Raw genomic sequence first — 24,701 nt, forward strand, 5'->3', positions numbered from 1 at the left:
ACCAAACTATATCCTTTTATTAAGTGTTTTATTTCAGAATATGTTACTTCCATACTGTTTGATCGTGTGGCATGTATCATTATTTAATCCGGTATAAGTATGAAGACTACCCGTAAACCTTTTAATTATTCATTTTTGAGTTTCTTCCGGCATAATGTAAACGGAGGAATGTTACTTATGATCACGGCTGTTTTGGCAATGGTCATAGCCAATTCGGCATGGAGTGAGTGGTATACCGAATTTTGGAGCTATCCGATATCGTTACAGATAGGCAGTTTTAATCTATTCAGTCACCACGGAGCGCCGCTTACCCTTGCAGCTTTTATTAATGACGCTTTGATGGCGATATTTTTCTTCCATGTAGGGCTGGAGGTGAAGCGTGAGATTCTGGTCGGTGAGTTATCGTCTCTCTCTAAAGCTTCTTTGCCTGTAGTTGCAGCAATCGGGGGGATGGTTGTGCCCGTGTTGGTTTACCTGTTCATTGCAGGAGATGATCCCGGATCGCGAGGGGCCGCTATTCCTATGGCTACCGATATAGCCTTTTCACTGGGCGTATTAAGCCTTCTGGGTTCGCGTGTTCCTATGAGCCTCAAGATATTTCTGATGGCTTTTGCCGTAGTCGATGATATAGGTGGTATCTTAGTGATAGCTATTTTTTATTCGTCGCATCTCGATGTCACTTATCTGGCTGCTGCTATGGGACTGTTTCTGGTGTTGTGTGTAGCTAATTATAAGAATGTAAGCTCTATTGCGCTCTATGTGTTGATAGGGATCGGTATTTGGTATTTATTTCTGCAATCAGGTGTACATAGTACTATAGCCGGGGTGTTGGTTGCGTTTTCTATTCCGGCACGTCCCAAGTTACGCATAGGTAAATATATCGATAGGATACGAACCAGTATCGATGCTTTTCCCAGAGATATGGATTCGGATCAGATATTGTCGAAAGACCAGATCAGTGAACTTAAAAATATCGAAGCGGCATCTAATAAAGTGATTTCTCCCCTTCAGTTTATCGAAGACCGTCTGCATGGAGTTGTTAATTATTTTATTATGCCCGTATTTGCCTTTGTCAATGCAGGTATTGTTTTCGAAGGCAACCTTCTCGATTCGTTAGGGCCTGTTACTTATGCCGTGTTGGCTGGGCTGGTCCTTGGTAAGTTTGTAGGGATCTTTGCTTTCACATGGATAGCTGTGAGTTTTAAGTTTGTAGCATTGCCTGATGGCTGTCGCTGGAAAGAGATTCTGGGAGTATCGTTTCTCGGAGGTATTGGCTTTACAGTGTCGTTGTTTATAGCTAACCTGTCGTTTGGATCGGCCCATCCAGATCTGTTAAACGAGGCGAAAATGGGAATTGTTGCCGGAACTTTGGTTGCCGGAATTTTGGGCTATCTGATTTTGTCCAGATCGTTGCCTGCAAAGGGGAAATAGATATAGAAAAAATGTTTAATCGAAAAAATTTATAAAGAGGCAAGTGCGAAAAATATAGTGCATTTTCGCACTTGTCTTTTGTTGTAATTTTATTCTGTAAGATCGCTGATTTCTGCTATCGGACCGTTTGCTTTAACGGATGTAATACCGTTTTCACGCCCCGAAGTACTTTCGTACATTTGGCTTGTTCCTATCACCTGACCGTTGGTCGCTTTCAGGTTGAAGTAGTATTTACCGTTAGACGAGTCTTTCTTTTCGTAACGCGAATCTTCCGGACTATTCTTTTTTACTGATTCTATCCCATTGATACAGTTTGCTTTAGTCGTGTATCCTTCACTAGTAAGTATAACTTGTCCGTTGCCAGCTTTGAGATTAAACTGAAACTCTCCATTCTTTCTTGTTGTGATTTCAAATTTTGCCATAGCTTGTCTTTTTAGGTTTTAAATATCAATTCTAAAACATCTAAAGATAATGATATGTTCAGCAGAAGAAAATATTATCAGGTTTTACTATTTTTATAGGTCTTAAACCCTAATTTTAGTGTTAATAAAAGTATATATGCTAGAATTGTAGTTTTTTCATCTGCGTTTAACCCTTTTATTTAGCGGTTTCCAGAAATATAGTATCCTATATTTACTTCTATTTTTATTTTTATAAATATCTGTATATTAATTAATTGGCATGTTTTGTTTTGTTTGGTTATATAAGCAACTTCTTCATAATTAATACTAATGCGATAATTTTAGTTTAAATTTAGTGTGTTGATATTCAGTTGTTTGCTAAAAAAAAGCAAATGTTAAAAAAAATGCAGTCTATTGTTTAATTCGCTACCGTGACCTTACTTTGTAATCGTAAATCAGATAGGTGCTACTATCTAATAGTCAGAAAAAGAAAAAGATACGACTATGTTTGACAAAGATAAAATAATTAAACAGATACTCGAACCCGACGGATATATTTTGCCATATATTATAGAGGATTGTTATTGGACGGATTATATTTCGATACAAGAACATGAGGATATAGAACATAATGTGAGGCATAACTATTCAACTGCTCAGAAAAATACAGTTATTGATATTAAAATATTACAGACTATATTAAAAAGTAAAATATATAATCAGAATTAAACAATAAGCTTACACAGCAATAAAAAGTAGATGATTACAGACGTTTAACATATGCTCTTAATAGTATTTTCACAACAACTCTAGAAACAACAATCTATTATATTTTTCCGATGAACCAATAAATAACTTATTATGTTATATTAGAACAGAGGAGTTGATTTATTTTGTTATCAACCAATACAATTATACAGTACTCAATTTCAGGTGAGAGACGATATTTAATACGAAGGGATCAATGAATGTATATTTATAACTATGCTAGTCTCTCTATTATTATTAAGAAACATCTATGCAACACTCTTAGAAGGGATTAAAAAAGACTTCTACTATAATCAATTCTACTCTTGGCTTTCCCGATATCGGTTTTTACCGGCTATCGGGAAAGCTTTTTTATAGCGTTTCGTTGTTTATCTTATTTGTTCCCGGCTCGGGTTGGTCGATGTAATCACGTTTGATAAGATCGAAACAAAGCAGAAATAATGAGATAAGGAGAGGCCCGAAAATAACACCCCAGAATCCGAACAAGGTTAATCCGATTACTACCCCGAAAATTGTGATAAGGGGATGTGTGTCGGCCAGTTTCTTTTGAAGCAGGAAACGGATAAGGTTATCGACATTGGATATTACTACCAGTGAATAAATGACCAGACCAACAGCATGTCCTACATCTCCCGACAGGTACAGGTACAGAGCCAGAGGGAACCACACAAGGGCTGTACCGAGTAAAGGTATAATGGTGGCGAAGCAGGTTACCAGCCCAAACAGAATAGGACTGGGGGTACCGAATATCAGATAGCCGATGGCGGCTATGGCGCCTTGTATAATGGCCAGTAACGGAATACCGATTGCATTTGAACGGACTATTACATGTGTTTCATTAATTACTTTCTGCTTGTTACTTTCTTTAAATGGCAATATATCATAGATGTAATTTTCCATACTTCGTCCACCTAAGAGCATAAAATAGAGAACGAAAAGTAGTACTATGCAGTTGATTATAAATGAACTGACCTCACCCAAAATCATTTGTGCCCCTTTGGTTAAGTAGGTTGTAGCTGCCGATAGGTTATCGCTGCTGAGTAGGTTGTAGCCTGTTCTTTCTTCAATCTTGAGTATCAGGTCGCGGAGTGTATTTATCAGTGATTCGGGATTCAGGTCGAATGATTGTATTCTGTTGACCAATAGCCACATAACCAGAAATGTAGGGATAAGTATACACAATATGACACCGATAAGTAAAATAGTCGCAGCCAAGCTTTTATTGAATTTACGCTTTTCGGTCATCCCGAACATGTATTTGCGTGTAAGCAGATACAGTGTAAATGCTCCCAGTACTCCACTCAGAAAGGGTAGTGAATAGTATAAAATAATGAAGCCTAATGTTCCCGTAATAATGATCAGCGACCATTTCCAATACTGTTCTTTCGATTGTGCCATAGATTTTGTTGCCTTATTCGTTTTTAGGATGTGCAATATCCCGGATTGCTCTTACGCTGTGAAATTTATTTTTGCCACAAAAAAAGAACAACCTGACGTGCGATATTGTTTATCGAAAATTTAAATGAAGGCGCACATCTGCTTGCCAGCGCATACTATTATTCATCCATCAGACGTTGGAACTCGTCGATAAAAGCTCCCAGTTCCCGTCCGTCTATCAGTGAGTGATGTACATGTATAGAAACCGGCATGGAGCGCAACCCGTTTACCTCGCTCATTTTTCCGAATGAGATTTTTGGGCAGCCTACGGCATCGTGCCTAAAATTGGATGCGTGTGACAGCGATGTGAAATCGATCCACGGAACAGCAGAGTAATGAATGGCATTGATATTGATGCCGGGAGTTAATGAGTCGTTCTGCCTTACTTCTTCGATATTTTTACGTGCCTCTTCTTGAAAGAGAGCGAAATCTTCGTAATAATCCATGTGACAAAATCCGAAAGACCCGTCCGGACGGTCTACTGTAGATTCAGGATGAATAGAATCGTAGCGGTACACCTCATTTCCTTCTATACGGTAATGGAAGGCATCTATGGCGTTTACAGCCATCGTACATTTATGTAAATAATAGAGGAAGAAAGACGTTCCCAGCTCCTTGCTCCGTTTGTACGCTTTGGTGCAGTCTATCCGGATACAGATTCCGTGATATGGTTCGTCGAAATTTTTGAAGAGGAGGTAGTGCCCTTTCCGGTTCCACTTGTCTATGTCTATTTTCTGTCTCATGAAAGGTTTGTTGTACGATGTGTTCTTTACGGAAAATTATTTATACAAATATAGTCAATGATAGTGGAAGTATCCACAAATAGGCGGCAGCAAGTATTTAATGATGTACTTTCGGGATATAAACGGCTATCATCTTTTTACTTACAAAACAGAAAAAAGAGTTTGGTATCCGGAAATGTTCCGTAAAAAAGAGAAAATACCTCAAGCATGGTATTGCCGATACCTGCAGGTTTCATACATTTGCTATCGGGTGTATAATTCTTTTCGGAAAGGTATATGCCCCGATGAATAAAATATAAACCTAGAAATAAAATACAGTGATGAGTAAATTAAGATTCGAAACATTGCAAGTGCATGCAGGACAAGAAGCAGATCCAACCACTTTGTCGAGGGCTGTGCCGATTTATCAGACCAGTTCGTATGTTTTTCCCGATGCACAATACGGTGCCGACTTGTTCGGGCTGCGCAAACTGGGTAATATCTATACCCGTTTGATGAATCCGACCAGCGATGTTTTCGAAAAGCGTATAGCTGCCCTCGAAGGAGGTATTGCCGCTCTGGCTACATCGTCGGGGCAGTCGGCTCAGTTTATTGCGCTCAATAATATACTGTCGGCAGGCGACAACTTTGTTACTACATCGCACTTATACGGAGGTACATACAATCAGTTTAAAAACCAGTTTAAACGTTTAGGTATCGAAGCACGTTTCACGCCGAATGATAATCCTGAGGAATTCGAAAAACTGATTGATGCTAAAACAAAAGCGATCTATCTTGAGACTATCGGTAACCCCGACCTGAATATACCCGATTTTGAAGCTGTGGCTGCCGTTGCCGATAAGCACGGATTACCTTTGGTGGTCGATAATACCTTCGGGGCAGGAGGGTTTCTTTTCCGCCCGATAGAGCATGGTGCGACTATTGTTGTAGAGAGTGCCACCAAATGGATAGGAGGGCATGGTACATCGCTCGGAGGTGTGATTGTCGATAGCGGCAAATTTGACTGGAGCAACGGACGTTTTCCGGAGTTTACCGAACCTTCCGATAGTTACCACGGACTTGTATTCTGGGATGCTTTCGGGGCGAATAGTCCTTTTGGAAATGTTGCGTTCATCATGCGTGCCCGTGTAGAAGGGTTGCGCGACTGGGGAAATGCTGTCAGTCCTTTCAATTCGTGGCTGTTTATTCAGGGATTGGAGACTCTTTCGTTGCGTGTCGAACGTCATGTCGAAAATGCTCAGACTATTGCCGAATGGCTCGAAAAGCACCCGAAAGTAGAATACGTCAATTATCCCGGACTGAAGAGCAGCCCGTATCATCAGTTGGCTAACCGCTACTTCAAAAACGGAGCAGGAAGTATCCTCACTTTCAAAATAAAGGGAGATAGCCGTAAAGCGGACGAATTTATCAATAATCTTTCGTTGTTCAGCCATCTGGCGAATATCGGCGATGCCAAATCGTTGGTTATACATCCGGCAGCTACTACGCACGAACAACTTTCGGAAGAGGAGAAGATTGCTACAGGCGCCGTTCCCGGCTTGTTGAGATTATCGATCGGTATAGAAAATATCAACGATATACGCGAAGATCTGGAACAGGCGTTCGATAAGATTTAATATTGTAGACTTTACCGATAATCGGATAAAAAAGGAATCTCCATTATAGAGATTCCTTTTTTTTATTCTGCCCTGTTCAGCCCCGAAACTTATTTTGTACCACTGATGTTTATATAAGGTAATTCAGGAATTTATGGATGCAGGTAAAAGTAAGCATTGCCTTAATTGTGGCAATATTGTTGAAGGTAATTTTTGTAGCAATTGCGGTCAGTCGGTTCATGTATCGAGAATCAATCCGAAGCATGTAGCTGAAGAGCTACAGTACGGGCTGCTCCATGTCAATAAGGGAATGATTTTCACTATTAAAGAACTGATCATAAATCCGGGACCTACCATAAAGAATTATATCGGAGGTAAAAGGGTGAAGTATACTAAACCGTTTTTATTCCTGATAGTTATCGGGTTGATTTATAGTCTGATATTCCATTTCTTTCACTATTTTCCGATGGAAGAGATGAACAACCATTATACCCCGATATATGATTATATCCCTCTCCAGCATTGGTATTCGGCACACTACTCGCTGATGTTGCTATGTCTGATTCCGTTTTATTCCCTGTCTACATACTGGTTTTTCCGCAGACAGAAATATAATTATGTAGAGCATCTGGTATTATTCTCTTACCTTACCGGAGCTAAAATATTCATATTGCTTCTTTTCTATCCGGCGATATATCTGACAAGGTCGGCACATTTATATCAAATAGTCCAACTTGTATCCGAAGCCTATCTGATATGGGGACTTGTACAGTTTTTTAAGACAACTTCATGGATGCGAAGTGTCCTGAAAGTTATATCCTGTATAATTCTGGTGCTCGTAATTCTGCTGGTACTTGTTTACCTGCTGTATCTTATGCTCCGGTATTACGATCTCAGATTATGAGAAGCGCCTGTTTGGATGATTTATCTCTTAGACAGAATTTCCTGATATTGTTTGTAATACTCGCTGCGGATGAAGGGTTCTTTCATAAACGAAGTATCCCGCAACTCGGGCATCTGAGCCATATCATCTCCGATAAACCACGGATAGTATCCTATGTAGTTTTTGACAAAGAATATCAGCCGGTTATTAGCTTCCTGTTGTACTCCGTTCAGGAATATCCGGTCGGCATATTTACCGCTTAGGGTCAGATTGTCGGACGATCCGTCACTGTAATTGATCGTCAGTACTATACGGGCATCAATGCTCTCCTTTTCCGGCGATTCTTTCAACAAGGCTATCTGCTCCTTCAACCTGCGTATACGGGTTGTATCGGTTATGCTGCCGTCTAAGATCCCTTTGCGCTCTTTGTTGAAGTCGGGTATCTGTTTTTGTATATCCTGAGGCAGGATAGGGGATGTAGTTTCGGGTAAATAGTTATAATACAAAGCCGAAAGAGTTTTCACACTTTTATCGGCAGCCAGTTGAGCGGTATCTTGTTGCTGTTGTTCCTGAGTTTTTGGCTTGCAGCAATATAAAGTCCCTATTGAGATAAGTAGAAATGCAAAGAGGGTGTATTTTTTCATTGTCGTAATTATTGAGTGTTTTTATAATTGTCTTTAGAAGCTGTTATGCAGGCTTGGGATATTGGGCACCCTGTCGAAAACCCTGGGCTGCTTGCCGAAGCGTTTTACGATAGTCATTTGCAAACTCATGGTGCTGATTCCCCGGCTCATGTTGTCGGAATAGAAAGTATAGACATGATTGTCGAAAAACGAGGTCGATACCGACCATTCTTTACCATGATATCCCAATGCCACACGGGGATTGAACGACGGGTACAATTCGGGTTTACTATGTAGTTTATTGATACTCTCGGTGCCGACGTTGAATCCTACAGTCATCGAAACGGCAGCGAAGAAACGCTTCTTGATGACCCAACTATAAGCATAGCCGACATTTACACCTATCTGTATGTTTTTTTGTATCTCGCTGATACTGTCTGTTTTACCTTTTGGGTTGGTGACAATAATAGGACCTTCGGCATCGATCCTGTTTTTGTAGAGGCTACCACCCAGAATAAAACTTCCTACCGATCGCAATTGTACTTCGCTGAGGTCGAATGCCGCCTTGTACGAAAAACGGTTGCCGTTGAATACATATTGTCCTGTTACCCCGTATTGCGAAACTTTGGTGTCGGGTGTTACTTCAAATACAGACTCGTCTTCGCCATCGAATTTGTACATTCCCTTGTGTTTCTGGAAGGCAAAATCGAATACAAGCTTACGTCCGTAGTAGTGGTACTGAAAAGCCAGTGTGTGTGTCTTACCCTTCTTGCGGTCTCTTAAAAAAGGAAACCCGTATGATCCGCTGATCGAGGAGTTGTTCCACGATATACCAAGCCCGATACTTACAGGGCGGTTGGTGCGGTATTCGAAGTCGTCGTGCCCGTCTACACTGAAATCCTGAAAGACCGAGGTATAATGTTGGATAAAATATGTCCGTAAAGAGAAATTTTGCTCAAACGGCTGGATATACAAACTGTCGATTTGTGCTGTAGCCGCATGTACAGGAAAAAAAAATAACAGAAACGGAAAAGCACGCATCATGTTAAGATAACCTGTTGAAACATATTTTTTTAATCTGTACGATAACTGCTGTAACATATTCTTTTTTACCTCAAGATTTCGGGATAGCGCACAAAAATAAAAAAAATATGCAGCGAATACTATCTTTTGTCGTCTTACCTTATATAAAATGCGTGAAATGTAATGCTCCCGGCCGGTGCTGTTGAGTGATTGATCGGCTATTATTTGGGAATATTTTCCTTAAGCGCTACTGTTCAGACAATTATTGTTGTGTTTACTTTTTTATTTATCAAACGAATTTTAGTAGAGGTTTAATTAGTAATTTTGCATCTGCTGAACTGGAAAAAATATATAGAAATGAAGAAGATTGTTTTCGTGTTTTTGTCCCTTTTGCCTTTAATATCTAGTGTCGGACAAAATACAAGAACCTTAACCTTAACCAAACCCGGTACTCTTTCGATGAAGCTTTCGTATAACGAACAGGAAGATACAACCGACCTTACGTTGATAGGAACGATGAATGCCAAAGATTTTAATCTGATCTCGGCTAATATGCCTAACCTTAGAACTTTGAATCTGAAAGATGTAGTTATAGAAGAATTTATCGGCTCGCCGGGGCCTCAAATAATATCGGACCTGTATGAGGGTAACAAGATTCCGGCCAAATCACTGAAATATAAAAAATATCTGGTTCGGGTGGTATTGCCACAAAACCTTACGTCGATAGGCGAGGAGGCTTTTGCCGGCTGTACAAGCCTTACGGATATAGAATTACCCGGTTCGCTGCTGGAAATCGAGCGTGCTGCATTCGAAGGATGTTTGGCTTTGAAGTCTATAGAGATACCCGCCTCAGTTGAGGTTATCGAAGACGAAACATTTAATCTTTGCAGCAACTTGTCGGATGTGAAGCTCAACGAAGGATTGCTGTCGATAGGCAAACAGGCTTTCGGAAACTGTTTTTCTCTCAAAAAAATAGCTATACCCGATACAGTTAGCACACTCGATAAACTGGCTTTTGTCAATTGTAAGAATCTGAAACCATAAATTATTTCATCATATCTCAAATCAAAAAAGAAGTACACTTTCACAGGGTGTACTTCTTTTTATTTGTATCAGGTATTTTATTACTTTGTTAATCGGCGTATCTGTTTGTCTTGGACTTTGGAAAGGGTGAGCAGCATGATTATCGCTCCTATCGTCGCACAAAGCATATCCGACTGGGTGTCCCATTCATATCCCTGCATTCCCAGAAAGTCGTCGGCAGATTGTTTTAGCAATACAGCTACGAGCCATTCGAACAGTTCATATGCAGCGCTTATGGCTAAGCAGATGGCAATAACCAGAAAGGGTATCCACGATTGTTTGCGGATGACATCGAGCCTGATTAAAATTTCGCGCGTGATGAGTGCAGGTATAAAGCCCTGTGCAAAATGACCTACTTTGTCGTAATTATTGCGGCTCCATCCAAAGACTTCGCTAAGCCAGTCAAAAGCAGGAACACGTGCGTATGTATAGTGTGCCCCGATAAACAGGATTATAAAATGTATCGTAATAAACAGGTATGTGACATCGGTAAACCTGAACCGCCTGTATGTGACGGCCAGCAAAGCGAAACCTATCAGGCAGGGCAGAGCTTCCAGTACCCAAAGCGTACCTCCGTAAGCTCCTATTGCCGACCATATACCTGCGATGATAATGATTGCGAGATAAATAATATGTTTTTTGTCCATAAATAAAAGTATTAAAAAAACTTATTTGTCTTTTTTCTTCATATCCATTACCATCTTATAGCAGATGCCCAATAAGAATAACCCGACAATAATAATTACCGACCAAAGGAAAAGAGGCTGCTCGAACCACATACGGCTGCGTTCGGTCGAAACTTCGGGTTCCGATATCTTTTCGGGCTTGGAGGTTGTGATGATCGGCAGGTCTTCGGGGATATCCTTGCTGAAATGTTGCAGGTCATATTGGGGATTACCCGGATAATCCTTGTGCTGTACTACTACCGTATAACTCTGTCCCTCTTCGAGATAAGCGCACAGGTAACGGTTGAGCCCATAGGCACGTATCGAGTCTATTTCGAGAGGGCGGTTGTCTTTATTTTCGATTCTGATATAACTATCATCTTTTGCCAAAGACTGGTTGGTGAAGAAAAAAGTATTGCTCTCTCTCGATGACAAAGCAATGTTCTTTATAACCTGTTTGTCTTTGATATATGCCTGACGGTAATAATCAGGTGTGTTTTTGATCACGAACCTTAACTTATTTATCCTGTACGGATATTGAAGTTCGGGGAAGCGGATATACGTACACTTGTCAGTACTGTCTTTCACGGTAAATTTTCCCAAGTCTATCTCGGTCAGTTGTCCGTATATATTGGAGTTATGGAAACGTCCTACCCGTAGTACTTCGATAGGGCTGTGCTGGTTGGTGGTCAGCCTGATCTCGTAATACTTATAGTTTCCTTTCGGGAAATCAACCACAAGTATTTCGCTATTGTCATTCTGCCCGAATCCGGAGTATGTGACATCGCTCTGCTGTTTTACGATATACCATTGCGACAGGTCGCTGCTGCCTCTTACCTGCACGTATTTTGCGGCATCGGCACTGCGTACAACCATACTGAAACGGCTCAGGGTCTCACCGGCGGTATTATCGATCACAATAGTATTGATGCTGTCTTTGATAGAACTGCTTTTGATATTATAGGTAATGAAACGGTTGGTCTCTTTTACCGGATCGGCAGGACGGGCAAAGTAGGGTGTTTCCTTACCTTCTTTGTCGAGAATGCGCAGGTCTGAGAAGTCGAAACTCCGTGAGGTTGCTATCAGATCCTGGTTCAGTTCTATATTGTAGTAGCCGCTTTTAGGTACCGAATATTTAATTTCGGCTTTATACCAGTCGTGTGCAGCAGTTTGCACGATGGCTGCTGTTGCCAAGAGTAATGTGGATATATATCGTTTCATATATTTGAATTGTATTATTTATGCGATTTTTTTGTTAAAAATGTTCGTCTTAATACTTGCTTAATGCTGCGCGCAATCATAGATTGCTTGCCCATTCTTTTGGCCTAAGCCCCAAAAGAAGGCAAAAACTCATTGGCGCTTCGAGCCTTCGCCTATCTGACAACGTTCGTAGCCGAAACTAAACAAAACTCGCCCTTAGGGGGCTCAGACAGAGTTTAGTTTTAACGGCTACTTCACTCGTCAGATTACGGCTGCACCTCTGTATGCGCCTTTGCTTACGCATGTTTAAAAGAGGCTGCAACTCTTGCCCATCAGGCTCCGACATCTACGCAAAGTACGGGGTACCTTTTGGTTATTCTTGATTATCGTTTTCGTCCGCTTCCGAATCGTCTTTCATCAGCACTTTGATCTTTTGTTGTAAGAACGATACCGTCAGTAGTATAGCTCCCAATACAACGAACGATATGATACGTCCGGCAACACTCATTTGCCAGATATCGAGTGCATAGAATTTAACGATGATGATACCGAAAGCAATAAGCGAAATCTTGCGTAGCACTACTTCTTTCGATTTCAGACCCCAGACCATCAGTATCAGAGCCATCAGCCCCCACAGAATAGGGTAACCGAAGGTGTGCATGTCGTAAAGTACATGATCGTAAGTTCCGTTGCGGCCGAATAACATAATGGCTACATGGTCGGCTTCGAACGACAGTGTGACAAACGACAGGATACATAGTACCCAGCAAAGTGTGGTGAACTTATCGGGGAACAGTTTGCGTGCTCGTTGCGCCAGATAAGTAGTGATAACTGCGATAGCCGGAAGCGACAACAGATGAACCATAAAATAAGCAGGCGAATAATCGGGCTCGGCACTTCCGTAAATATCGAAACGCAGCTCGGTCGTAAAATACGGGTAAAGTAGGGTATAGCCGGCAGCGGCTGCAAGTAACAGCCCGTATACGGCTTTCGGGTGGAAGCTTCTCTTCCAGAATACAACATTCAGAATGGCTATGAATACGATGGTGTAAGTTGCCATTGCCAGAGGTGTGAACAGCGAACTGTAAATTTCGGTTTCAACACGGAATTCGAGTTGATAATATAGTTCCATGAACGGAATGAGGTATATCAGCAGCAGGGCGGCATACTTAAGCGCCGTGCTTATGCGGCTTATATTGCTGTCGGAATTATCGTTCTCTTTCCTTAATAAGAAGATATTGATAAGACAGGCTGCGAGAACCACTATTCCGGTGACGAAAATGCGGTTAAAGATGATATTAACCGGGTTATCGGCATATAGGCTGTAGTGGTGGGGTATATCCATCATGTACGAAACCACAACCAGTCCGCAGATAATACCGAATCCCGCAAGGAAAACCTGTATGCGCGATTTCTGCCACAACCAGAGAAGGATAACAGTCTCTGCCGCCCAGAACATGGTGATAACATGTCCGTTCATCTGTACTGGGATAGCAAGGCTGACAAAGGTCATCACTACACCGATAAGCATATAAAGGAGGTTGCGGTCGATATTGCTCCGGCGGTACATGATACCCAGTACTACGGCGTTGATTATAGCCAGACCGATCGTTATAATACCTCTGATCTGGTACATATCGTCGAATATATAGATCAGCGCAAGATAGTAAAGCAGGTTGTTGCTGAGGATAATTATCGCCTGAAATGCAGTTATTTTCGAACCTTCACGTGCATGTTCAATCAGTGCCAGCAGATAGAACTGCACGAAGAACAACGAGGCAAACAGAGCCGCCCCTCTGTATTCGTCCTTAAATCCGGAAAGAAGCCATACAGCGTAAAATATAAGTGTGAGAGGGTAGGCGATCATGCCGATAACTTTCCATCCTTTGCGGAAGGCAAGCACCAGCATCCCTGTATTCAGTATCAGTATGTATGAGAATAGCACAATATAGTTGCCTGCACCTGTGGTTACCATCAGCGGCGAAGCGAATCCGCCGAGCAGCGAGAAGATAGCCAGCTCTTTCCGGTCATACAGCAACGATAACACCACCGAAAATATAGTGATGGCGATCAGCATGATAAACGCAGGCGTCTGTCCGAACAGTTCGTATTCCTGAAATGCCAGCGTAACGGTAATATACAGCACCGAAATACCTCCTCCGACAAGTATCGATGAAAACAGGTGGTACTTCGATTTCAGTTTATGGGCAATACCTATGATAATGGCTCCGGTAAGGATACCTATCCCCACACGCCCTATTTCGTTGATCCAGTCCTGATCGATGGCATACTTCACAAAGAAAGCTATACCAAGCACGAAGGTCACTATACCTATCTTGCTCAGGGTGTTTGCAGATAGAAGCTTTTCAACGAAACTCCGGTCGTCGTAACTATTACCTGAGGGCTGAGGTGTTGTTTGTCCCAGCATACGGGCAAAAGGTCTTTCGGTAGTGAAGGCGGCATATGCCGGAGCGCTTTCGGCTTCGGTTTCGATGGTTTCTTCCTGTTCTGCTACTTCTTCAGCCACAGGTTGAGGTACTTCGGTAACTTCGGTAGCAATTTCCGCTGCTTCCGGTTCGGTTTCTTCCGGTATAATCTCTTCCGTTACCGGAGGGGTTATTTCTTCTTCGTGCATAACCGGAGCTTCGGCAACCATCGTTTCCGTTACTGCGGGTTCTGCTTTTGGTTCTTCCTGCGGAGGTGTTCCGGTTACTACGGTAGTAACACCTTTGGCCGATAAGTCCTGAATGGCATCCCAAATATCTTTGGCATCCTTACGTGTTGCCGCTTTTTCGTTCAGCTCCCTTACCATTTTCTTTATTTCGTAAAGATCGTTGCGGGACAAGTCGTCTACGGACTCTTTTATATTGCTCATCTTGATGAAGATAGCAACGAACAAAGCGATTACTATTATTACTGCGAGTATTGTCATAAATCGTGAATATCGTGAAACAAACTTTATCTTATATTGTCAGCCAGCTCCCTGACTGTTTTGTTCAAAATCGGATGTACCGCATCGGCCGCAATGTCTGCCAGCGGAATCAGGGCAAAGGCTCTTTCGTGTAAATATTTGTGTGGGATAAGCAGATGGGGCATTTCTACTATCAGGTTGTCATACAGAAGTATATCTATGTCGATAAGGCGATCCGAATAAGCTTCGTTAACCGACTTAGACCGTCGCCCCAGTTCGCGTTCCACAACCTGTGTATATTCGAGCACTTCTTCGGGTGTGAGGTGTGTCTGCACAGCACATGCCGCATTGACAAACGTATTGGCCGATTCGAAACCTTCGGGCGCAGTCTCGTACAAAGGCGATAGAGCTGTAACCGTACCTATGCTTATTTGTATTTTTTTGACAGCCGACATGATGTTCCCGACCTTGTCTCCCAGATTGGAGCCTAACCCTAAATATACAGTATGCAGATTGTCAGTGTTTTGCATATGCGCTGTTTTACACATGTTGTTTTCGGGGAACAATACTGTTTCCCTTATCATATGCCTGCAAATATAAACAAATATTATTATACCTAATTTACTGTGCGCAATCAAAGATTGCTTACCCCTTCTTTTGGCCTAAGCCCCAAAAGAAGGCAAAAACTCATTGGCGCTCCGAGCCTTCGCCTATCTGACAACGTTTGTCGCCGAAACTAAACAAAACTCGTCCTTTCGGTACTCAAACAGAGTTTAGTTTTAACGGCAACTTCACTCGTCAGATAACGGCTGCACCTCTGTATGCGCCTTAGCTTACGCCCGTCAGGTTTTGACATCGGCGTAAAGCACGGGATACCCGTTGTGAGAAGAAAGCGTTAAAAGACAAATAGCAGTTGTATTAAACGTATTTTAGTTGTCTTCGCTTTCGAACACGTAACGGGTCGGGCTTGCAGGCGCAGTCTTGATTTTTTGTATCGTTTTGCATCAAGGCAAAATGAAGAACAAGCCTTTAGGCGCGTTAGTAAATAAATAGTAAAAAAACTAAAGAACCTTTTTCAGTTACTCATTCAAATAATTACTACTTTTGCACAACCGCTTGATATTAAATTGAAATATGTATCTGAACCAATTAAAAAACGAACGGTTTATCGAAATATTTAAACTCGAAGATCTCGAAAATTCTATTTTCGGACATTATCAACGGTACGATTTTTTTCAGCTTATATGGTTTACCAAGGTAGAAGGTGGCCCCACATATTTTCTCGACTTCAACGAATATACTCTGAGCGATCAACAGGTTTTACTGGTTTTTCCGGGACAGATAGATAAGATGGAACCGAAAGGAAAACAAGGTTATCTGTTCGCCATTCAGAACGATGTGTTCTTCGATGTCAACCGGCGTATAGGTTCCGATTATCTGAACGGGTACTTGTCGAATGTTTTTATTCCGGTCGACGAAAAAACAAAAGCCATACTCGAACGGATAATGGATTTGATCCTGCTTGAGTATAACTCCGAAAAGCGGCTTATGCTGATGACTAATTATCTGGAATCATTTCTGTTCCATGTGCTTACCCTGTTTGAAGATACCGATGTATTCAAGAATAAGTGCGATCTGCTTGTTGCGAGGCTGATGCGGTCGATTGACGAGAACTTTATCGAACACCGTGATACCGATTTCTATGCCGGAAAATTCGGGATGAGCAACAGAAGCATTAACGATGCCAGCCGGAAAGGTACAGGTAAAACCGTAAAGCAGCATTTACAGGAAAGGCTTATACTCGAAATAAAAAAAGAAATACGGCTGAACGAAAAGAGCCTCAAAGAAATAGCCTTCGACCTGGGATTCAACGAGCCGGCTTATTTCACCCGCTTCTTCAAGCAACAAACAACGATAACACCTACCGAGTTCAGGGACATGACCCATTTGTCCAAGTAATAAGCCCATTATTATAAGGCGCAGCCTGTTCATCTTTCCTACTTTTGCCGACCAAAACATATAAGGATAGTTAGAAAATGAAAAATTTTAGTTTGCAGCAATGGCTGGTTATCGTAGTGCTGGCTTTGCTGACGGCATTAGAGCCATTGAGTATCGATTTGTATTTACCCGGATTTATTGATATCGCCAAAGCCTTTTCGACCACAATACCCTCTGTGCAGATATCTTTGTCGACCTTTTTAGGCGGCTTCGCTGTCGGACAGTTATTGTGGGGGCCCTTAGCCGACAGATGGGGACGTAAGAAACCGATATTGCTATCGCTGCTTATTTTCGTAGTGGCATCAGTAGCCTGTATCTATGTCAGAACGGTAGAACAATTGTGGGTTGTGCGCTTCATTCAGGCAATAGGCGGTTGTGGCGGTATCGTTATATCACGGGCGGTAGTGACCGATTATTTCGACAAAACCAAAACTTTAAAGATATTCGCCTTACTGGCTCTCATCATGGGAGTTGCGCCTATCATAGCGCCATCTATCGGTAATGCCGTACTGAGTGTTTTCAGCTGGCAGGGGTTGTTCGGTGCGATGGCTGTACTGGGTGCTGTACTTTTTCTGCTTACCATCCTGTTTTTGCCCGAATCCTCAAAGAGACAGGCAAGCAATAAGGATGCCAATGTAGTGAAAGACTATTTGCAGATACTTAAGGTAAAAAAGTTTACCGTCTATTCGCTCATTGCCGGAATAGTAAACGGCGCCCTGATGATCTATGTAGCCAACGGACCCTTTCTGATCATGGAAAAAGGCGGTTTCTCCAGCGATATGTTCGGTCTGATATTCGGTATCAACGCATTCGGTCTGATGATCGGCTCGTACCTTACCAATGTATTGCAAAAGTATATCGCTACGAATAAGCTTGTCAGGTATGCCCTTATGTTTATGCTTGCCGTTAGTATAGCTATGCTGGGAGCGATATACGCCAATGTGAGCATACATATTATACTCGTCATCTTGTTTTTCTACATATTCCCTATGGGAATACTGTTTCCGGCAACGACCGAACTGGCTATCACACCCTTTGCCGGAACGAGGAACAGCGGATCGGCATCAGCCCTATTCGGTTCGGTACAGCTCCTCATGGCGTTCTTTTGCTCTATGGGAGCCAATCTTATCAGTGACGGAACGGTAGGAGCGGTAGGACTCTCGTTTGCCCTGTGCAGTATACTGGCTTTCGTAATCGTTTTTGTAAAGATAGCAGCTCAGGAAGGCTTGAGGCGCCAGTCGGTACATTAACGAACGGTATTTTATAAATTTTTGTATAAAAAGTATCATTAAGCTACTTAAAATGATACATTTGTACTGTCATAGGATACTATCGGCTTACGATAACTATGTTTCCAAACCTTTTAAAATGTTATTTTATGTCAATGAATGGCATTTATAAAAGGTCGGGCAACTTGTTTTAATAGCTAAAAGTTTACCTTCGGAAGCTTTTTATTTGAAAGAAATAAACATTTAAGTATAATTGAATCTACTTACTTACAATGATTATACATAGTTTCACAAACGACTATAGTGAAGGCTGCCACCCCGCAGTCCTACAAGCACTGGCACATACTAACCTCGAACAGCAAACCGGATACGGCGAAGACGAATATTCGCTCAGGGCTGCATCTACACTTCGTACACTGATAGGTAAGCCCGATGCAGATGTATATTTTGTAGCAGGCGGCACATTAGCCAACCTGTTGGTATTGTCTTCGGTACTGAAACCTTTCGAGTCGGTAATCTCAGCCGAAACAGGGCATATCAATACACACGAGGCAGGAGCCATTGAAGCTACCGGGCATAAAGTCGAAGCGATTATTTCGCCCGACGGAAAACTGTGTCCCGAAGATATTCAGCCGTTGCTCGACAAGTTTCCGCTTTATCATACCGTGCGTCCACGTGTGGTGTATATCTCCAATTCGACCGAAATCGGTACTATTTATACCAAGATGGAGCTTACCGAGTTGTCGGAATTCTGCCGAACGAATGACCTTATCTTATTTATGGACGGCGCACGGCTGCCGTCGGCAGTTACGGCACATTCCAACGAGCTTACACTGGCTGATATAGCCCGTCTGACGGATGTTTTCTACCTCGGTGGAACCAAATGTGGCGCACTGTTCGGCGAGGCTGTGGTGATTACCAATGACGCCCTGAAAAAGGACTTCCCCTATCACCAGAAACAACGTGGGGCGATGCTTGCCAAAGGGCGTTCGCTCGGTGTACAGTTCGATGCCCTGTTACAGGATAACCTGATATTCGATCTGGCACGCCATGCTAACGAAATGGCTGTGAAGATAAGTCATGCGCTGAAGGTAAAGGGACATCACAACTTCCTCACCGATTCGGATACGAACCAGATATTTCCGGTACTTCATTACCGTACTATCAACGAGCTGCAGAAGCGCTACGGGTTTTATGTATGGGAACACATCAACGAAGAGGAAGCTGCCGTGCGTATTGTTACCTCGTGGGCTACTCCCGAAGAAAAGATAGACGCGTTCATTGCTGATCTCGAACGTAACCTATAATACGCTTTCCGCATTTATGTATTTAACGGCGACCGCAGGGTCGTCCAGCCCTTCGTATTCACAATTGCAGGGGATGTAATAGGTATTGAAAAAGAAAGAATAGCGAAAGAGGTATTCCGGTATATTGTTCGGTATATGGGGAAGCGGTGGATCCGTTGTATTATCGGTAGGATTCAACAGAATACCGTTATTTATAAGTTGTATAATCTGCTTGCCGTACCGAATCGGGCAATGCAGGTATTTTTCGATATATCGTTTCTCTTCGGTAAAAATGCCCCAGCGATAATAATCTTCCGATTTTTCGTGTTTAATTTTCAGTTCATACATTTTCCGGTAATGCCACGGATAATTTATGTTATTGTAATATCTGAGCATGCCGTATTTAGATGCCATGCCGTATTCGTAGTCGTGCCCCGAATAGATAGACCACGACCATAAAGTGGATGCCAGTATGACGAATAGTGCTGCCCGTAGTTTCCCCATAAATATGCGGGTGGTGTTGTTTACTTATATGCGAAATTAGCTAAAAATACAATAAGTTTGTCACGACAACGTTTAATACTTACCTTTGCGAATGTTAACTAATTAAATATGATTTTTTAATTTTAAATCACACACTTTTTTAATCAACACTTTTTAATCAACTATTTATGAAGAAAATTTTCTCAATAGTATCATTGGTACTATGTATGGGCTTTTTGTTCTCGTGTTCGGATGACGACGATAATTCAACTACGCCCACAAACGAAGCAACTAAACAGCGCGATGCTGCAGTAAAGGAATTGAAAACATATGAAGAACTGACCAGATTTGTTCAACTTCTTGAAATAGAGGATATGAGCGGTAGTGCAGCTACTCAGTTAACAGTATTTGCCGTGGAAAATCTTGAAGAACTGGATATATCGGCAACACTGAGAACGTCGGTTTATCCCGGTTCGCCTGTAGTGAAAAGGCACGTTGCAGAAGGTAATTACAATATCGAAACTCTGAAAGGGTTATCTTCTATCAAAATGCTTGATGGAACAGAACTGCCCGTTACTACCGTTGGCGATAATGTATATGTAGGCGGAACGCTTGTTACTCCTATTTATTCTACATCGAGTGTAAGCAACGCCAATCCGTTGTACAGGGTAAGCAAGCTATTCAGTGCCGATGCTGCGATATCGAAACGTGTATCTAAGATAGAAACGAAATCGACGGATGGAGACGTTACTATGGTTTTCACTTACGGCGATAATGGCCGTCTGGTTTCGTATACAGAACGTTATGTTGACGACGAAGAGGATTTCGAAACTACATCGTTGTTTACCTTCAATGACAAAAATCTCCTTACAAAGTACGAAAAACGTAATCCCGAAGGACAATCCGAAGATGACGCATATATTATAGACTTCACTCATAAAGATGATTATACCGTGGCGGTAGTAACCGAAGACGGACGTGAAAGATATAAAGACACATTATACTATGTATCGTCTACCGCGTCGGACGCTCTGTATCTCGATCGTATACAAGGTACTTATAATAAATATAAGTGTGAGTATGATGCCAATAACAATCTGGTAAAGTTTTCGAGTGCCAACGAGCTGTATGAATATACGTATAATGAATCGAATGCCATATTAGCTAATACAGGTATTCCATTGTGGTTCTGGATATATCAGGACGATGGCTTTGTTATGTTTACAGGTAAAAATAATGTAGCTTCATACAAATATACCGAACGGGAGTATGAGAGCGAAAATTATACATATACTTACGAGTATGACGATCAGGGCTATCCTACAAAGATCACTTGCAGCGATGCATCTATCGGTACATTTACAATTACTTACGAAGTAGTAGAATAATCACCGTTATTCAAAAAGAAACTTAAAGGCAAACCGTCTTTACCTCCGCTTGTTCAGGGCGAAAGGTAAAGACGGTTTTTTTACATTTCCCCATTTAATCTTTTTTATGGAATACGGTTGTATAAATATGTGTATTAAGATGATACATGTAAATGTTATTTGTATATCTTTAGCACCGTTAAACACTGGCCGGTAACTGAAAAAAATAGTAAGAACAAACACCATAACCAATACTAAGCTAATCACCCGTTTTATGAAAAAAGCTATATCGATGGTATCACTGATACTGTGCATGGTATTTGTATTGTCTTGTTCGGATGATGACTCTCTGAATGAAGCTACCAAACAACGCAATGCGATAATGAACGAACTGAAAGCATACAACGAGTTCAATGAATTTATTCTTTGTATGAAAGCTATGGATATAAGTACCCATCCTGCAACCCGGTTTACTGTATTTGCAGTTAAAGACCGGGAGATAACCCCGCCCCAATTAGTAGAGATATGGAATTACTATGCAGCCTCACAAATGGCGGTAGGCAGTTTCGATATAGAGGCTCTGAAGAAGCTTTCGTCTATCGAGATGCTCGATGGCAGAACCTTCGAAGTAAAGACCGTAGGCGATAATGTGTATATCAATGGTATGCTTGTAGAACCTCTCGAAAGTAAAGGCGTGAATATATTGTACCGGGTAACGGAGCCTTTTGCTAAGTTATAATCCTGTTTTATGTAAATACAATTGTCTTTTTAATTACCGTCATTACCGTTACCGTTCGCCGGCCGGTAGTGACGGTAATCTGTTTATGTCGTTTTGTGTATTATGTTGTTGATATATAATGATATATGTATTTTTTTTAACCGTTTTTGCCCGTCACCGCATCCTACCGCCCACCGCCCCCCCCTATATATATAGGGGGGGGCGGTGGGCGGTAACGGTTCGGCGGTAGACGGTGCATAGATAGAGATGTATATTATGGTTTATAATATGACCGAAAGAATATTTCTTTAGTACAGAACTGTATCTGCGTTTATAATACTATTGGGTAAGATTTTTTCTAAAAAATGATTTTTTCCTGAAAAGTGCGACATAGGGCTGTCACTACCCGTGCCTACATTTGCTTTCGATAACAGATTAACAGATCATTTTAAAACAAATAACAGTTATGGAATTGAAAGTACATTTGGTTTTTGACGGAACATGCGAAGAGGCTCTTAATTTTTACAGTAAAACACTGAACGGAAAGGTCGATTTTATCTTCCGTAAGAAAGAAGACAAAACGGCAGATGTTGCCGAAGCCGACAGGGAAAAGGTATCGCATATGATAATAAAAACCCCTCATTTCGAGCTCGCCGGCGAAGATGCCGACACCGGAAGTACCGTTATCGCCGGAAACAATAACAAGCTGGTGCTCGTATTCCACGACATGAACGAGTGCCGACGTGTATTCGATGCCTTCTCGCAGGGGGCAAACGTGGCGATGCCATTGCAGCCTACATTCTTCTGCGAAGGGTTGGGCGAACTTACCGACCGTTATGGTATATCGTGGCTGATAATGATGTCGGACGAAGGATATCAGGCGTAACCATAACCCGAATAGGATAAGTCCGGAGGAATGATTGTATTTCCTTCGGGCTTACCTATATTTGTATTACATATCGCTTATAACAAATACCCCGATGAACAGAATAGACCGCCTTTCGGGCATACTTAATATGCTCCAATCGGCTACAGCCGTCAAGCCGAAGCTGATAACACAGCGTTTCGGCATCAGCCTGCGTACTGTGTACCGCGACATCAAAGCGCTCGAAGAATCAGGTGTACCCATTGCGGGCGATTCGCGTACGGGATATTCGTTGGTCGAAGGGTATAAACTGCCACCGCTTATGTTTTCAGAAGATGAAGCCTTTGCATTTCTGGCTGCCGAAAAACTGGTCGATAAGTTTACCGATGGAGGGCTGAAAACGGCTTACAAGTCGGGAGTAGATAAAATAAGGTCGGTAATGCGTGTAGCCCAGATAGATACTTTGTCGGCGGTAGACGGCAGGGTAGGGATGCTCGAGTTTAACCACCCCGGAACGGCTGTCGACCCCGGTTATCTTCAACAGGTGATGGGAGGCATTGCCCGCCGTTGCCGTATACTTATCACATACAAAGCTCATAGCAGCGACAGCGAATCGGTGAGGGAAATAGACCCTATCGGGATATTTTTCTCGATGGCCAACTGGTATATGATCGGTTATTGTCATAGCCGGAACGATTACCGTACCTTCCGCCTAAGCCGTATAACGAAGTTGGAGCAGACCGAACGTGCTGTTAGTAAACAGCATCCGCCACTCGATACTTTCCTTGCCGGACTGGGTGGCGAAGATGAGTTGCAACGTATCGTTATCAGCCTGAAACGGGATGACCTGAAGATAATAAACGACTCTAAATATTATCAGGGACTGGTTGCCGAAACGGTCGAAGGTGACAGGGCAGAACTTCAGTTTATGGTGTTTTCGCTCGAAAGGTTTGCCCGCTGGTACCTTTCGTATATAGATATTGCGGATATTGAGTATCCCGACGCTTTACAGGAGATAGTGAACAGTATTTTGAGCAAAGCACATTAACCGCCGCTTACCGACACTACCGTCAACCGATGCCGGTGATGCCGGTTCGTGTGTCGGTAATAGTGCTGTTTTGTAAATAATTGTTTATTAGATATTTGGTTCTTATTTTGCCGTCATCTGTCCGTTACCGTATACTTACCGACAACCGTCACGTATATATATATACGTGACGGTTGTCGGTAGCCAGTAACGGGTTGTCGGTTGTCGGTAAATACCCGAAATATAATTATGACTCTACCAACGGAACGATAAGCATCTTACCTCCGTCTTGCTCATATACTTCGATATCGGACAGAACAAGGTCGTCTATATCGTGTCCCCAGATGCCGTATTTGCCATCGGTAGTATTGCGGTTCGATAATCCTTTGCGTTCTTCCATCGGTACTGTCTTGGTCTTCGCAGAGGCTTCTTCTTCGATGTATATTTGTTTGTAGTTGTCGCAGATAGCCCGTAATATTTCGGCACGGGTAAATCCTTCCGGTTTTGCCGATTTCAGTTCTATGCGTGCCGGATTATTCAGCGGATAGTCTATCAGCAGCGTGGCCGATGTTTCTTTCAGTACTATCTGGTCGGGATCTATCAGATCCTTTATTTCGTCGGTATAAGCTGCGATGCTCAGGTATTGCATAGTGGGCTGTCCAAATCTGGCGGCTTCTTCTTTAGGCAGCTTTATCTCGAAACTGATGGTGGCGGTTAACGTTCCGTATGAAGCTTCGTCGGTGGCTTGTTCGTTGGTTACAAGTTCCGATACTTCGGTTGTGGTTTTGGGCTTGCAGCTTAGCAGTGCCAGGGCAGCCAGTGCTGTAATAAAGTATAGTTTCATAAGCGTTATTTTTATTGTTTATTCTGGGATATGGAGTAAAGATACTTTTTTTTCTGGTATCAGCACTTTCTGAAAAAGAAGTTGCCCCCGACCGGAATCCGTGAAGTAATGAATATATACT

At 42.2% G+C, this 24,701-nt stretch carries 23 protein-coding genes; 12 read left to right on the forward strand and 11 right to left on the reverse strand.

Annotated features, from left to right (window positions below):
- Nucleotides 1-99: 99 nt before the first annotated feature.
- Nucleotides 100-1,431 carry a Na+/H+ antiporter NhaA gene (nhaA, locus tag BUC12_RS16690; protein WP_062183031.1) on the forward strand — a complete coding sequence of 444 codons (1,332 nt, stop codon included), beginning with the start codon at nt 100-102 and terminating at the stop codon, nt 1,429-1,431.
- A gap of 89 nt (nt 1,432-1,520) precedes the next feature.
- Here nhaA and BUC12_RS16695 read toward each other — a convergent pair whose 3' ends face one another.
- Nucleotides 1,521-1,853 carry a YegP family protein gene (locus tag BUC12_RS16695; RefSeq protein WP_062183035.1) on the reverse strand — a complete coding sequence of 111 codons (333 nt, stop codon included), beginning with the start codon at nt 1,851-1,853 and terminating at the stop codon, nt 1,521-1,523.
- Between the two features lie 483 nt (nt 1,854-2,336).
- Between BUC12_RS16695 and BUC12_RS16700 the strand changes: the two genes are divergently transcribed.
- Nucleotides 2,337-2,561 (forward strand): hypothetical protein, encoded by a 225-nt coding sequence (locus tag BUC12_RS16700; protein ID WP_062183038.1) that lies wholly within the window; start codon nt 2,337-2,339, stop codon nt 2,559-2,561.
- Nucleotides 2,562-2,951: 390 nt separating this feature from the next.
- Here the strand turns inward: BUC12_RS16700 and BUC12_RS16705 are convergent, their stop codons facing one another.
- Nucleotides 2,952-3,998 carry an AI-2E family transporter gene (locus tag BUC12_RS16705; RefSeq protein ID WP_062183041.1) on the reverse strand — a complete coding sequence of 349 codons (1,047 nt, stop codon included), beginning with the start codon at nt 3,996-3,998 and terminating at the stop codon, nt 2,952-2,954.
- 158 nt (nt 3,999-4,156) lie between these two features.
- Nucleotides 4,157-4,780 carry a chloramphenicol acetyltransferase gene (locus BUC12_RS16710; protein ID WP_062183044.1) on the reverse strand — a complete coding sequence of 208 codons (624 nt, stop codon included), beginning with the start codon at nt 4,778-4,780 and terminating at the stop codon, nt 4,157-4,159.
- A 320-nt stretch (nt 4,781-5,100) separates the two neighbouring features.
- On the opposite strand from BUC12_RS16710, the gene BUC12_RS16715 reads away from it, so the two are divergent.
- Both BUC12_RS16715 and BUC12_RS16720 read left to right on the forward strand, forming a co-directional pair.
- Nucleotides 5,101-6,396, forward strand: coding sequence for an O-acetylhomoserine aminocarboxypropyltransferase/cysteine synthase family protein (locus BUC12_RS16715; RefSeq protein WP_062183052.1), 1,296 nt, complete (start codon nt 5,101-5,103; stop codon nt 6,394-6,396).
- A gap of 133 nt (nt 6,397-6,529) precedes the next feature.
- Nucleotides 6,530-7,279, forward strand: a complete 750-nt coding sequence (locus tag BUC12_RS16720; RefSeq protein ID WP_062183054.1) for a DUF3667 domain-containing protein — start codon at nt 6,530-6,532, stop codon at nt 7,277-7,279.
- 20 nt (nt 7,280-7,299) lie between these two features.
- Here BUC12_RS16720 and BUC12_RS16725 read toward each other — a convergent pair whose 3' ends face one another.
- Nucleotides 7,300-7,902, reverse strand: a complete 603-nt coding sequence (locus BUC12_RS16725; protein ID WP_062183056.1) for a hypothetical protein — start codon at nt 7,900-7,902, stop codon at nt 7,300-7,302.
- 33 nt (nt 7,903-7,935) lie between these two features.
- A complete protein-coding gene (locus BUC12_RS16730; RefSeq protein ID WP_062183058.1) occupies nt 7,936-8,982 on the reverse strand; it encodes a DUF4421 family protein in 1,047 nt (348 codons plus the stop codon).
- Between the two features lie 279 nt (nt 8,983-9,261).
- Here BUC12_RS16730 and BUC12_RS16735 point away from each other — a divergent pair, with 279 nt between their 5' ends.
- Nucleotides 9,262-9,948: a leucine-rich repeat domain-containing protein gene (locus tag BUC12_RS16735; RefSeq protein WP_062183062.1), complete on the forward strand. Its 687-nt coding sequence runs from the start codon at nt 9,262-9,264 to the stop codon at nt 9,946-9,948.
- 80 nt (nt 9,949-10,028) lie between these two features.
- On the opposite strand, the gene BUC12_RS16740 is transcribed toward BUC12_RS16735, so the two are convergent.
- The 4 genes from BUC12_RS16740 to folK all read right to left on the reverse strand — a co-directional run bounded on the left by BUC12_RS16740 (nt 10,029) and on the right by folK (nt 15,293).
- Nucleotides 10,029-10,634 carry a DUF2238 domain-containing protein gene (locus BUC12_RS16740; RefSeq protein ID WP_062183065.1) on the reverse strand — a complete coding sequence of 202 codons (606 nt, stop codon included), beginning with the start codon at nt 10,632-10,634 and terminating at the stop codon, nt 10,029-10,031.
- A gap of 21 nt (nt 10,635-10,655) precedes the next feature.
- Nucleotides 10,656-11,873, reverse strand: coding sequence for a hypothetical protein (locus tag BUC12_RS16745; RefSeq protein WP_062183068.1), 1,218 nt, complete (start codon nt 11,871-11,873; stop codon nt 10,656-10,658).
- Nucleotides 11,874-12,225: 352 nt separating this feature from the next.
- Nucleotides 12,226-14,784: a DUF2339 domain-containing protein gene (locus BUC12_RS16750; RefSeq protein WP_062183071.1), complete on the reverse strand. Its 2,559-nt coding sequence runs from the start codon at nt 14,782-14,784 to the stop codon at nt 12,226-12,228.
- A gap of 26 nt (nt 14,785-14,810) precedes the next feature.
- Nucleotides 14,811-15,293, reverse strand: a complete 483-nt coding sequence (gene folK / locus BUC12_RS16755) for a 2-amino-4-hydroxy-6-hydroxymethyldihydropteridine diphosphokinase (RefSeq protein WP_062183124.1) — start codon at nt 15,291-15,293, stop codon at nt 14,811-14,813.
- 604 nt (nt 15,294-15,897) lie between these two features.
- On the opposite strand from folK, the gene BUC12_RS16760 reads away from it, so the two are divergent.
- The 3 genes from BUC12_RS16760 to BUC12_RS16770 all read left to right on the forward strand — a co-directional run bounded on the left by BUC12_RS16760 (nt 15,898) and on the right by BUC12_RS16770 (nt 19,297).
- A complete protein-coding gene (locus BUC12_RS16760; protein WP_062183074.1) occupies nt 15,898-16,722 on the forward strand; it encodes a helix-turn-helix domain-containing protein in 825 nt (274 codons plus the stop codon).
- A gap of 77 nt (nt 16,723-16,799) precedes the next feature.
- Nucleotides 16,800-18,011, forward strand: a complete 1,212-nt coding sequence (locus tag BUC12_RS16765) for a multidrug effflux MFS transporter (protein ID WP_062183077.1) — start codon at nt 16,800-16,802, stop codon at nt 18,009-18,011.
- Between the two features lie 251 nt (nt 18,012-18,262).
- Nucleotides 18,263-19,297, forward strand: a complete 1,035-nt coding sequence (locus BUC12_RS16770; protein ID WP_062183080.1) for a threonine aldolase family protein — start codon at nt 18,263-18,265, stop codon at nt 19,295-19,297.
- Here the strand turns inward: BUC12_RS16770 and BUC12_RS16775 are convergent.
- Complete coding sequence (locus BUC12_RS16775) at nt 19,292-19,780, reverse strand: hypothetical protein (RefSeq protein ID WP_062183083.1); 489 nt, start codon at nt 19,778-19,780, stop codon at nt 19,292-19,294. The genes BUC12_RS16770 and BUC12_RS16775 overlap by 6 nt on opposite strands.
- 167 nt (nt 19,781-19,947) lie before the next feature.
- Here BUC12_RS16775 and BUC12_RS16780 point away from each other — a divergent pair, with 167 nt between their 5' ends.
- The 4 genes from BUC12_RS16780 to BUC12_RS16800 all read left to right on the forward strand — a co-directional run bounded on the left by BUC12_RS16780 (nt 19,948) and on the right by BUC12_RS16800 (nt 23,757).
- Nucleotides 19,948-21,147 (forward strand): hypothetical protein, encoded by a 1,200-nt coding sequence (locus tag BUC12_RS16780; protein ID WP_139262100.1) that lies wholly within the window; start codon nt 19,948-19,950, stop codon nt 21,145-21,147.
- Between the two features lie 253 nt (nt 21,148-21,400).
- On the forward strand, nt 21,401-21,865 hold the full coding sequence (locus BUC12_RS16790; RefSeq protein WP_139262101.1) for a hypothetical protein: 465 nt from the start codon (nt 21,401-21,403) through the stop codon (nt 21,863-21,865).
- Nucleotides 21,866-22,310: 445 nt separating this feature from the next.
- A complete protein-coding gene (locus BUC12_RS16795) occupies nt 22,311-22,730 on the forward strand; it encodes a VOC family protein (protein ID WP_062183095.1) in 420 nt (139 codons plus the stop codon).
- Nucleotides 22,731-22,824: 94 nt separating this feature from the next.
- On the forward strand, nt 22,825-23,757 hold the full coding sequence (locus BUC12_RS16800; protein ID WP_062183098.1) for a helix-turn-helix transcriptional regulator: 933 nt from the start codon (nt 22,825-22,827) through the stop codon (nt 23,755-23,757).
- A gap of 226 nt (nt 23,758-23,983) precedes the next feature.
- Here the strand turns inward: BUC12_RS16800 and BUC12_RS16805 are convergent, their stop codons facing one another.
- Nucleotides 23,984-24,580, reverse strand: a complete 597-nt coding sequence (locus tag BUC12_RS16805; protein WP_062183101.1) for a hypothetical protein — start codon at nt 24,578-24,580, stop codon at nt 23,984-23,986.
- Nucleotides 24,581-24,701: the final 121 nt, after the last annotated feature.

It is taken from the genome of Indolivaga macrotermitis (genome assembly GCF_900128985.1).
Taxonomy (GTDB): domain Bacteria; phylum Bacteroidota; class Bacteroidia; order Bacteroidales; family Dysgonomonadaceae; genus Dysgonomonas_A; species Dysgonomonas_A macrotermitis.